Source organism: Paenibacillus jepli (assembly GCF_047238105.1).
Lineage (GTDB): Bacteria > Bacillota > Bacilli > Paenibacillales > Paenibacillaceae > Paenibacillus_D.
In genome coordinates, this window is record NZ_JBDFMD010000001.1 from 6,336,951 (window position 1) to 6,348,887 (window position 11,937).

The 11,937-nt window shown below is 54.9% G+C and carries 10 protein-coding genes; 8 read left to right on the forward strand and 2 right to left on the reverse strand.

What is annotated here, in order from left to right; translation table 11 throughout:
- Nucleotides 1-20: 20 nt before the first annotated feature.
- Complete coding sequence (locus tag ABC336_RS26880; protein ID WP_413241584.1) at nt 21-359, forward strand: DUF1904 family protein; 339 nt, start codon at nt 21-23, stop codon at nt 357-359.
- Nucleotides 360-400: 41 nt separating this feature from the next.
- Here the strand turns inward: ABC336_RS26880 and ABC336_RS26885 are convergent, their stop codons facing one another.
- Nucleotides 401-1,297 (reverse strand): AraC family transcriptional regulator, encoded by an 897-nt coding sequence (locus ABC336_RS26885; protein ID WP_413241585.1) that lies wholly within the window; start codon nt 1,295-1,297, stop codon nt 401-403.
- 176 nt (nt 1,298-1,473) lie between these two features.
- Between ABC336_RS26885 and ABC336_RS26890 the strand changes: the two genes are divergently transcribed.
- The 7 genes from ABC336_RS26890 (at nt 1,474) to sigK (ending at nt 10,844) form a co-directional block, all read left to right on the forward strand.
- Complete coding sequence (locus ABC336_RS26890; protein ID WP_413241586.1) at nt 1,474-3,222, forward strand: sensor histidine kinase; 1,749 nt, start codon at nt 1,474-1,476, stop codon at nt 3,220-3,222.
- On the forward strand, nt 3,219-4,808 hold the full coding sequence (locus tag ABC336_RS26895) for a response regulator transcription factor (protein ID WP_413241587.1): 1,590 nt from the start codon (nt 3,219-3,221) through the stop codon (nt 4,806-4,808). The genes ABC336_RS26890 and ABC336_RS26895 overlap by 4 nt, the downstream gene beginning before the upstream one ends.
- Before the next feature lie 125 nt (nt 4,809-4,933).
- Entirely contained in the window at nt 4,934-6,532 is a 1,599-nt protein-coding gene (locus ABC336_RS26900; protein ID WP_413241588.1) for an extracellular solute-binding protein, read from the forward strand.
- A 70-nt stretch (nt 6,533-6,602) separates the two neighbouring features.
- Nucleotides 6,603-7,562 (forward strand): ABC transporter permease, encoded by a 960-nt coding sequence (locus ABC336_RS26905; protein ID WP_413241589.1) that lies wholly within the window; start codon nt 6,603-6,605, stop codon nt 7,560-7,562.
- 12 nt (nt 7,563-7,574) lie between these two features.
- Entirely contained in the window at nt 7,575-8,471 is an 897-nt protein-coding gene (locus ABC336_RS26910; protein ID WP_413241590.1) for a carbohydrate ABC transporter permease, read from the forward strand.
- Between the two features lie 11 nt (nt 8,472-8,482).
- Nucleotides 8,483-10,012: a sulfatase family protein gene (locus ABC336_RS26915; protein ID WP_413241591.1), complete on the forward strand. Its 1,530-nt coding sequence runs from the start codon at nt 8,483-8,485 to the stop codon at nt 10,010-10,012.
- A 133-nt stretch (nt 10,013-10,145) separates the two neighbouring features.
- Nucleotides 10,146-10,844, forward strand: a complete 699-nt coding sequence (gene sigK, locus ABC336_RS26920; RefSeq protein WP_413241592.1) for an RNA polymerase sporulation sigma factor SigK — start codon at nt 10,146-10,148, stop codon at nt 10,842-10,844.
- A gap of 116 nt (nt 10,845-10,960) precedes the next feature.
- Here the strand turns inward: sigK and ABC336_RS26925 are convergent, their stop codons facing one another.
- Nucleotides 10,961-11,809 carry a helix-turn-helix domain-containing protein gene (locus ABC336_RS26925; RefSeq protein ID WP_413241593.1) on the reverse strand — a complete coding sequence of 283 codons (849 nt, stop codon included), beginning with the start codon at nt 11,807-11,809 and terminating at the stop codon, nt 10,961-10,963.
- Nucleotides 11,810-11,937: the final 128 nt, after the last annotated feature.

Below are 11,937 nucleotides of genomic sequence, written 5' to 3' on the forward strand. Positions count from 1 at the left end.
TTGAACAGGAGGCGTTGGGTTTGCCACATCTCGTGATTCGGGGCGTTGCTGCAGAGCTGCTGCAGGAGACAGCCCCCCGGTTGGTCCGGCGATTGGCGGAGTTATGTCAGTGCGGGGAGGATAACTTTACCGTGCATGTCCTGCACACAACTGCTGTGTGGGGAGGAACGCCTTCCGAGCCGCCATTTGCCTTTGTCGAAGTCGGATGGTTTGAGCGAGGCTCGGCGGTAAGGGACCGCTTTGCCGGTTTGATCACCGATTGTCTTCAGTCGCTTGGCATTCCGGAGGTTGAGGTCGTCTTTGTCGCTTATCGCGAGGAGGACTACTATATCAATGGGGTTGCCGCGAGCGAGACATAGGACTGGCTCATATAAGTTTGTCCGAGCTCTCATAGAGTGGCTCAACCATCATGATACCGCTTCCGGTACTCCATGGGCGAGATGGCTTCATACGTCTTGAACGTCCGGCTAAAGTGATTAAGCGTTCCGAAGCCGGACCTTTGCGCAATCTCCTTCAGGGAGTGCGACGTATGAACGAGCAGGTCCTTGGCGCACTGCAGACGGAGCTGGCGCAGATAGGATAGTGGAGAGATGCCCATGGTTTTGCGGAACAGCAGGCGAAGGTGGCTCTCACTTACATACATGTACTGTGCCAGCTCGGGCAGAGTAAGCTTCCTGTCCAGGTTCAACTGCATGTAAGAACAGAGCTTGCCGATACGCGGATCGATCCCCTTGGGTACGTCTGGCAGACTGTCCCGCATCATGTCCATGAAGCGGACAAACCAGGCGTGGAAGGAAGCGTTGACGGCGAGCAGCGCGAGAGTGTCGTCGGTCGTGACCTTGCTGATGATCAATTGGGGCTGGTTCAGGGCATGCAGCGCCTGGATGACCTCGAGGGATTGCGCAAGCAGTGCAGCGGTCCGCCCCGCCATGTCGGCAAACGCGGTGCTGTCCGTAATACGTGTAATCAACGGCAGTTCATATAGCTCGACAAAATTCAAGGGGCCGAGCTTGATATCGCAGCCGATCGTAAAGTAGCGGAAGGGCGGAGAGGACGCGTCACTGCGCAGCACAATCCGGGGCGTCTGCGGGGGGATGACGACGACCTCGCCCGCCTGCACAGCATGCCGTACGCCATTCACCTCAATCTCGCGGTTCCCGTCTACAACGATCCAGATGATCGTGTTGGGATAGCTCGCCCGGGGGAACTCGGTTTCGCCGGGCACCACATTTTCTATCACCCACCCCAACCGCATCACAAGATCCTCGATCAATCGGACTCTCCCCAGTACGGCCAAGCGGCCCGCCCCCTTCTCTCTGTTCATCACTATAATCGGTATTGCATAAAAAATAATCGTTTGCCGGCCAACCCCTGTGCTACTATCTGATTGTAGCATATCTGAAGCCGCCTGACCGATCGGACCGACGGCAGGCGGCTATTCGTCTTGTGCAGCATAAAAGAGGGGGAAGATCCATGCGCACCATCCGAGGAAAAATGTTCATGGCGTTCAGCGTCATGATATGCTTGGCGATCATTCCGCTTGCTTACAGTATCTACCATAATGCGGCGAGCGTTATCGAAGAGAATGCGACGGTCTTTATCTCCGACAGCATCCGCAGGGCAGATGAGAAGCTGCGCTCCACGATGGAGGAAGCGGATCAGGTGGCCAAGGTCATCGCAACCCGGGATATGGTATCCGGCAGCTTGCTGAGCGACACTCAGCCTCCGTCGTATGCATGGTTTCAGGAGAAAAAGCTGGTCGAAGATTTCATCGCTTCTTTGGCGGCCTATAAATCCTATATCCGGCGCATTACCGTCGTCGGCTACAACGGCAAGCAGTACCAGAACGGCCCTTCCCGAATAAGCGGGACAAAGCTGCAAGGACTGCTCGGAAAGGCGGAATTTAAGGAAAACCACCGTCACGTGCTCTACGACGAGTTCACGGAAAACTCCATGCTGCTCGTGAGGCCGATGCTTGCGGGCGGGACAGCCATTGGACTATGCGTGATTGAGTTTCAGCCCGATTTTATGAGACGCGTCTTCGACATCCAACCGTTGCAGGGGAGTCAGATCGGCGTTGTGGACAGTAGCGGCAGACTCATCTATTACAGCGGCTCTCATGAGGAAGGAAGGCCAGACTTGGCCCGGGCGATGGAGCAGCAGTCAAAGGCAACCAGGTCCGATCCTTCGGGGCGTCTGCAAACGGTGGATGGTGCCGCTTACTTGTCTGTGCCGATTGCATCCGAGCTCTCCGGCTGGACTACGATCGGCATGGTGCCGACCAGCGAACTGCTGCGGGAGGTGGAAGAGATCCGGAAGCACTTGATCTGGATGACTGGGGTGGTGCTGTTGGCTGTTCATATCATCTCCATCGTGCTATCGAGGCAGATCACCAAAAATCTGAAGCGGCTGCATCATACGATGAAACGGGTCAGAGGCGGTCAGCTGGAGGCGAGGCCGCGCGTCAATACGGAGGATGAAGTCGGACAGCTCAGCGCCATGTTCTCTTCCATGATGACAAATGTACAGGAGCTGATGGCGGAGACGGAAGAACGGGGGAGGCAGAAGCGGGAAGCGGAATATCGGGCGCTGCAGTCCCAGATCAATCCCCACTTCCTCTACAATACGCTCAATACGATCAAATACCTCGCCCATATCCAGCAGGTGCCCAATATCGGAGAAATCTCAACCTCGCTTGTAGAGCTCATGCGGAATGCGGTTGACCAGAAACGGGATCTGATCCCGTTGAGGGAGGAGTTGGAGTTGCTCGGGAGGTATGTGAACATCCAGAAGTACCGGTTCATGGATCGTGTAACGATACACATCGATACGGAGGCGGAGACGATGGATGGTCTGGTTCCGAAATTCCTGCTTCAGCCGCTCGTCGAGAATGCGCTGCTGCATGGGTTCGGCGTTGCGACGGAACGCTGCGGGACGATTACAATCCGAAGCTACTGCATAGCGGATGGCGAGATGCGGATAGATGTTACCGATAACGGTACGGGCATGGCAGAGCAGCAGATCGCGGCAAGTCTCGATCCGGCATGCGTGCCGGAAGCTCAGCAGAGCACGGGGATCGGCATCCGCAATGTGCAGGATCGGATCCGATTGACCTTCGGCGAGTCTTACGGCTTGTCGATCGTCAGTGTACCGGGCATGGTGACGACAGTGGAGCTGCGGCTTCCTCGATGGATAGATAGAGAAGGGCAGGGACAAGCATGAACTGGAAACTTGTATTTATCGATGACGAGCCGCTGGTACGCAATCATCTGCGTTCGCTTCTGGCATGGGAGGAGGAGGGCTTCGTGCTGTGTGGAGAAGCGGGTGACGGGCATCAGGCGCTGGAGCTGATCCGTGTGCAGCAGCCGGATGCGGTAATCGTCGACATGAGTATGCCCGGCATGGACGGGCTGGAGCTGACCCGTTACTTGCTAGAGACTAATCCCCTGCTGAAGATCGTCGTGCTGAGCAGCTACGACGCCTTCGAGTATGTGCGCGGCTCCCTCAGCTATGGCGCTGTCGATTATGTGTTGAAGCACCGTCTGAGCGCCGAGACCTTGCGCGATGTGATGGGCAAGGTCCGACGGCAGCTGGAGGAACGGGTAGTCCGATTGCGCGTGAAGGAGCAGGCGGATACCGCCCTGGCTCGCTCTGTTCTGCGAGATCATCTGTCGGGGGTAGAAGCGGATCTGCTGCCGCTCGCTCAATACTTCTCGGCTAGCAGCCCCGCAAAAGAGAAGCCCCGCTGGGTGCTCATGCTGGTGCAGCTTGCTCATTATGACATGCTCACCGCGCGTATGGAGGAGCAAGAGCTGACCGCGTATCTTCGGTCGGTGACAGAGCTCTGCGACCAGGCCGTCGGGGGGTACCCTGTGAGCTGCACAGTAACATTGGATCACGGCCGCTGGGTAATCCTGGTGAGCAGCGGGGACGAGCGCAGCGAGCACGTGATCGGCCAGTGGATCTCGGCCAGGGGCGCCCGTCTGCAGGCCTCGTTGCAGCTGTACATGAACCTGGCGTCGTCGATTCTCGTCAGTCCCGTCTTCCACCCGCTCGCCTACTGCCGGGAAGCGTACGGGTTACTGATCCGGGGTGTCGGAGGGGCGTGGCATCAGCCAAGCCGGTCGGCAAAGCATGGGGAGGTGCCATATGTGACTATCAGTCACGAGAAGCGGCTGCTCGCAGCGATGGAGGCGGCAGACAGCCAGGAGGCGGTGGAGATCATCAAGGAGATTATGGGATTGGAGGAGGCACAGCAAGGAAAGCCGCTGCTGCTGGAGCGGGCTTCCGCAGAGCTGGTGCAGATCGCTGCCAAAATTGCCCGCAAGGCCGGTCTCCCGACCGATTGGATGCACGAGGAACTGGAGAGCTTCCAGCGGCCGGGGCTGACGAATGCGCAGACTGAGGGGGCCGTATGCGCCATTTACACGAGGCTTGCCTTGAGTCTTCAGCGGCTGAATCTCGACTCCGGTTATTCCCGGCATGTGCGCGAAGCGCTGCGGATGATGGCGAGCCGCTACCGCCAAGGCATCACGCTGGAGGAGACGGCCCAGGAGCTGGGCATCACGGCATCCTACTTGAGCCGGCTTGTTAGAGAAGAAACCGGAAAGACGTTCACGGAGCTGCTGACGGAGCAGCGTATCGAACGAGGCAAGCAGCTGCTGCTCGAAGGGGATATACCGCTCAAAGCGCTCCATGCCAAGCTCGGCTTCGGAAGCAACAGCTATTTTATCCGGGTGTTCAAGGAAGCGACAGGTGAGACGCCATCGGCATACAAAGAGCGCCTGCAAGGACGGTCCTCATCCTAACGGCTGCAAAAATTTGATACGGAAGTGCATAAATGTGAAACGCTGTTGGGATCCCGGGCGGTTTATAATCAGTTCTAGCTCCACATGTAAGCCTTTGCATAACAAGAAAAGGGGATGGATGGACGATGAAAGTAAAACGCACCAAGCGAAACCTGATGGCGGCCGCTGTGCTGACGGCGGCAATGCTGGTCTCGGCCTGCAGCAATGCGCCAGAGGAAGCAAACGGAGGCCAGGAGGATGCCGGGACCTCCTCCAATCTTACAGAAGCTGGCTTTCCCATCGTAACGGAGCCGGTGACGATGAAGGTGTTCGGCTGCAAGGACGCCAACCATGCGGATTGGGGCGATGTGCTCATCTTCCAGGAATATGAGAAGATGACCAATGTCCAGCTGCAGTTCGACGAACTGCCAGCGAGCGGACAGGGCTGTGACGAGAAGCGCAATCTGCTCTTCGCCGCCAACGAGCTGCCGGATCTGTTCCTGCGGGCCAACCTGACGAATACGGATATCGCCCGTTACGGCCAGCAGGAGGAGATGCTCATCCCGCTGGAGGAGCTGATCGAGGCCCATGCGCCCAACCTGCAAGCAATCTTCGAGCAGTACCCTGAAGTCAAAACGGCAGTAACGGCTGCGGACGGTCATATCTATTCCCTGCCCACAGTCCGCTTGCAAAGCTCGGGGCGCTCGGAGAAAATCTGGATCAACCAGGAATGGCTTGCCAAGCTGGGGCTGCAAGCGCCAACGACGATCGATGAGCTGTTCGAGGTCCTGCGGGCGTTCCGCGACGATGACCCCAACGGCAACGGCCAACAAGACGAGATCCCGCTCGGCTTCCGGGATATGGGCATGGTTTTCTCCACCTTCTCGGGCGCGTTTGGTCTGGAGCAGCAGATGGGATACCAGCTTAATATTACAGACGATCAGGTCAACATCTGGCTGGACGATGAACGATTTAAAGAGCTGCTGGAGTTTCTAAACCGGTTGTACAGCGAGAAGCTGTTGTGGAAGGATTTCTACGCCGGCGATATTCCCAACTGGCGGAGCAACCTGTCTCAAGCCCTGATCGGCATGTTCTTCATCCAGGCTTCCGATCCCTTCCTTCAGGTAGAAGATCAATTTACGGGGATGACGCCGATCACAGGTCCGCACGGCGATCAGATCCATTCGGCTACAGGGCCGATCGCCGCACCGATCGGGACCTTCGCAATTTCGAGAGAGAACAAGCATCCGGAAGCTGCCATCCGCTGGGTGGATCATTTCTTCAGCGACGAAGGCTCGAAGTTTTTCCAATACGGCATCGAAGGCCAGACCTACACGATGCAGGACGGCCAGCCGGTCATCAGCGACGAGATCAAGCAGGATTCCCGAGGTTTCATGGCAGCTCTGGGTGAGGTGAATCTGGTGCCTGGCGGCGGCTTCCCGCATGTGGTGACAGATACGTACGGGAATATCGTGGAGAATGAGAAGGTGCTTGAGGTGAACGGCTTCATCGAGGATTATCTGCCGGAGACGGTCCATGGCGCACCGATCTTCGACAAGGATACCTCCGACCGCATCATCCCGATCAAAGCGGATATCGATAAATATGTGCGGGAATCGGTGGCCAAGTTCATCATCGGAGAGCTGAGCTTCGACAAGTGGGACGAATATACGGCTACCCTGGAGAAGATGAAGCTCGGCGAGCTGGAGCAGGCATATCAGGAAGCGTACGACGCCAAGCAGTAAGAGAATCCTTGCAGGCGGCGATAGTCGCCGTCTGCGTCTAGTCCTACACATGAGATAGGAGCGTGAGCACATGCAAGCGGAGGCTCCCAAAACAACAACTCTCGCGGATGGCGGCTGGAAGCCGAAGCATGTCCTGGGGAAGCGGGTGCTCGTCCGATACCAGCTCTACCTGATGCTGCTGATCCCGGTGGCCTGGTACATTTTGTTCAAGTATGTGCCGATGTACGGGATCACCATCGCCTTCAAAGACTTCTCCGCAACCAAAGGCATCCTCGGCAGTCCCTGGGCAGGCTTGAAGCACTTTGAGCGGTTTTTCTCCTCGGCCTATTTCTGGGATCTGCTGTGGAATACGATTTCTTTGAGTCTGTATCAGCTGCTGCTGGGCTTCCCGATCCCGATCCTGCTAGCTATGCTGCTCAATGAAATCCGGTTGGGATGGATGAAGAAGCTGCTGCAAAATGTGAGCTACATTCCCCATTTTCTCTCGGTTATCGTGCTGGTGGGCATGCTGAACATTTTCCTGGATCCGGATATCGGCAAAGTCAATCAACTCCTGAACCTGTTAGGCTTGTCATCTATTGACTTCATGGAGAAGGCCGACTGGTTCCAGACCGTGTTCGTGACGTCCGGGATCTGGCAGCATATGGGCTGGGGATCGATCATCTATCTGGCGGCGCTCAGCGGCATCGATCCTACCTTGTACGAAGCGGCCAAGATCGATGGCGCGACAAGGCTGCAGCGGGTGCGACATGTGTCGATACCGGGCATTCTGCCGACAGTCATCATCCTATTCATCCTGCAGATGGGGCAGCTGATGGATGTCGGCTTCGAGAAAGCGCTGCTCATGCAAAATCCGCTGAATGCCAGCAAAAGCGATATTTTGCCGACGTTCGTCTACAAAAACGGGATTCAAGGCGGTCAGTTCAGCTATACCGCGGCGGCAGGGTTGTTCAATGCGGTGATCGACTTCACTCTCCTCGTGCTCGTGAACTGGTACGCGAGGAAAAAGACCGATTCGAGTCTATGGTAGAGGAGCAATACAATGCATACACCAAATGAGCGCGCGCTGCGCTCCCGGGATGACAAGATTTTTGATGCGGTCGTCTATGGCATCACCGTCGTGCTGATGGTGCTGGTGGGATATCCGCTGCTCTTTGTGGTGAGCGCTTCGTTCAGCAATCCGGTCGACGTCATCGAAGGTCGGGTGTGGCTGCTGCCGCAAGGCTTTACGCTGGAGCCCTACAAGCTTGTTTTTGACAACAAGCAGATCTGGAACGGCTATGCCAATACGGTGTTTTATACAGCGGCGGGTACGCTCATCAATCTGGTGCTGACCGTGTTGGCGGCTTACCCGCTCTCCCGCAAAGATTTGCCGGGCAGGCAGTTTCTGATGTTTTTTGTGACCTTTACGATGTTTTTCAGCGGCGGTCTCATCCCGACTTATCTGCTGGTGAAGGACCTCGGCATGATCAACACCGTCTGGGCGATGCTGCTTCCGGGGGCCATTGCGACCTATAATCTTATCGTGATGCGGAGTTTTTTTCAGAACAGTATCCCGTATGAGCTGCAGGAATCGGCATGGATGGACGGCTGCTCCTTCTTCCGGATGCTGTGGAGCGTCATCCTGCCGCTGTCCAAGCCTATCCTCGCGGTCATGGTGCTGTTCTACGCGGTAGGCCACTGGAATGCCTACTTCAACGCCTTGATCTACCTGAAGGATCGTGACTTGTTCCCGCTGCAGCTCATCCTGCGCGAGATTCTGATCCTGGGGCAGGATGACATGACTGGCGGCGATGCGGGCATGACGGAGCGGGTTATGATGGCTGAGAGCATCAAGTATGCGGTGATTATCGTCTCCAGCATCCCTGTTCTGGTACTCTATCCGTTCATTCAGCGCTATTTTGTCAAAGGCGTCATGATCGGTTCGATCAAAGGCTGAAGGAGGATCCCATGAAAAAAAGACCGAATCTGCTGCTTATCCAGACCGACCAGCAATCGGCGGAGACGCTCAGTCTCTATGGCAATGCTGCCTTGCGAACTCCAGCATTGGAGAAGCTGGCCGAACGGGGCGTCGTCTTCGATTACGCGTTTTGCAATTATCCCGCTTGTGCGCCTTCCAGGTCTTCCTTGTTCACCGGAAGATATGCCTCGACGATCGGCGCGCAAGCCAATCATATGATGATCAATCCCGCAGAGGTTACGCTGCCCCAGGTGCTGAAGGCGCACGGCTATCAGACCGCAATTATCGGGAAGAATCATGCGTTCATGGAATCCACGAAGACCTGCTATCCCGGCGAAGTCGCGGAGCCCGATAAGGCGAGTGTGCTGAGACAGGTGTTCGATTACGTCCGGTTGGCTGAGCACGGGCATCTCGTGGACGGATACCGGGATGATCCCGAATGCATAGCGGCGCATGAGTGGTCCCATACGTGCTGGGTGAGCCCGCTTGGCCATGGCACCAACCCGGCCCGTCCGGAGAAATGCGGTACGTATCTGCTGGGCGAGACGATGCTGGATTACCTGGAGCACCAGCGCGATCCGGAGAAGCCTTTCTTTGCCTGGCTCTCCTTCCCGGATCCGCATACGCCTTATCAGGTCCCTGAGCCGTACGCCAGCATGATCGACCCGGCCACCGTCCCGCTGCCGCCGAAGTATAGTCTGGATGGCAAACCGGAGCGGCAGCGGGTGGCGCATCTGATGGATGCGATGGACACGGCGGATGACGACCTGATCCGCAAAGTACGGGCCATCCATTACGGCATGATCCGGTTCATCGACGATACGCTCGCCCGCGTGTTCGAGAAGATGGATGAGTTGGGACTGACAGACAATACCGTCATCGTCTTCACCTCCGATCATGGCGATGCGATGGGCGCGCACGGGCTGATCCAGAAGCATAACCTGTTCTATGACGCGATCACCCGTGTGCCGTTCATCGTCGCCGCTCCGGGGTACGAGGGACCGCCGCGCACGCAGCAGCTGACCGAGCTGGTGGATGTGATGCCGACCTTCCTGGATCTGGCCGGCATCGCGACTCCGCCCGGCGTACAGGGCAGAAGCCTGGCTCCGTTCTTGAACGGGCAGAGCTATTCGCCGCGTGACTATGTCGTCATCGAGAGCGGCGAGTCGGGAGAGCCGCTAAGCGTCTCTGCTCTTACTGTGCGTCCGGAGCATCCGCTGGATGACCGGTATTTCGTCTGGTGCGCCTATCGCGAGGCGTGGGTAGGCAAGGGCAAGAGCATCCGCACCGCGGAGTGGAAGCTGAACCTGTATGCCAATGGAGAGGGCGAGCTTTACGATCTGGTGAGCGACCGCGATGAGCGGCATAATCGCTTTGACGATCCTTCCCTGGCCGGGATCCGTTCGCAGCTGGAAAGCAAGCTGCTGTACTGGATGATGGAGAAGGAGGACCGGCTGCCATTGAATACTACGGTGAAATTGAATTATGCGGACGTGAAAGCAAAACATGCCCTGACCTGATTCGGGAGGATTCGACCCGTACAGGCACAAATAGGCGTTCACCCACATACACTAAAGAACATCGATGTTTGCTTTAGAGCGGCGAAGACGGGAGGCTGTTTTAAAGCGAAACCAGTTTGGGGGTGGACGCTGCATGGGATTATTCACGGCTATCGCTTTGTTTATCAAACAGTTGTCACTGCTTGTGTCGTATGTCAAAAACAATGCGTTTCCGCAGCCGCTGCAGGAGGAAGAAGAAGCCAAGCACCTGCGATTGTTTGCCGAAGGCAACCAGCACTCGCGCAATCTGCTCATCGAGCACAATCTGCGCCTGGTGGCCCATATCGTCAAGAAATTCGACAACACCGGCGAGGACCTGGAGGATCTGATCTCCATCGGCACGATCGGTCTGATCAAGGCGATCGAGAGCTTCCAGACAGGCAAAGGGACGAAGCTGGCGACATTCGCGGCGCGATGTATCGAAAATGAAATCCTTATGCATCTTCGCAGCTTGAAGAAGACCCGCAAGGACGTCTCGCTCCATGATCCGATCGGGACGGACAAAGAGGGCAACGAGATCACGCTTATCGATATCTTGGGGACAGAGTCTGACGAAGTGGCGGATAAAGTGCAGCTCAAGATCGAGAAAAGCAAAATCTATAAAAACCTGGATATCCTGGACGATAGGGAGAAGGAAGTCGTCATCGGCCGCTTCGGTCTGGTACACGGCGGCGACGAGCGGACGCAACGCGAGATCGCCAAGGAGCTGGGCATCTCCCGCAGCTACGTGTCGCGGATCGAGAAGCGGGCGCTGATGAAGCTGTATCATGAGTTTTATAAGGTGAAGCGGTAAACTGGAAATTACAAAGTAACATCCGCTGCAAAAGGAACGTTTACTATGCAACTTGTCTACGGATGAGTTGCTTTTTGTTTTTTAGGCAGATCAGATGAATCAGAAATGGTAGGGGGTTAATTTTGAACAGGTTTTGTTTTTCGAATATATCGTCCTGGTGATACCCCTTCTGACTTAGTGAATTGTTTGGTGAATGAGTATATATCCCCGTAACCCAGACTAACGGCTACGTGTTTGATGGGAAGTCCAGATAGCAGCATCATTTTTGCCTGTCTCATTAAATGTTCAGTGTGATATCGCTTAGGGGAAATCCCCGTAGTATCTTTGAAAAATTTCCGGAAGTTCTCGTAGCCCATATTCACGGCAGATGCCAATTCCTGAATATCAAAGTGAATATCATTGGAAACACTAATAAGCTCGCAAGCTTTTGTTATTTTACTTTCATTTTCATTGCTATGAGCATTATGGATGCTACTATGTAATCGGATAATCAAATCCTGAGACTTCATTAGCAGGGAGGGAAGACTTTCATCTGTTGCACTTTTCAAGGCTTTCAGCAAGGATAGAAAATCAAAGAAAAAATCATTCGTATGCGGTGTCGATTGAACTTCCTTATCGGAATTAATAATTCCAAGTGTCTTTAAGTATGAATAGACAGGATACCCGACACTGATATAAAACTCGATCCAATTACCATCTGGTTCAATTGCAGTAGAGTGCAAACGTTCAGGTAAACGTTGAACAAGATCACCTGCTTGCATAGGAGTAACGGTACCGTCCGCAGAAATATACGTTCCACTGCCTTGCAATATTAAAAAACAGCTGTAATATCCTATCTTAAAATCATATTGAGAACGCTCTGCTGATCTTTTTCGCATAAAGCCGCAAGATAAAATACCTTGATTAAAATCTTTGCCGATACATCGGTAGATTACATCATTTTCATTAATGTCTTCAAAATTCATGTATTCACACTCCTGCCAAAATGGATAAATGAAATACCATATTCAACATTTAATAAAAGGGATTTTCCTTATATTATAAGGGTATCTACATTGAGAGATCAACCAATTAGAACAATGGATGGGAGTGT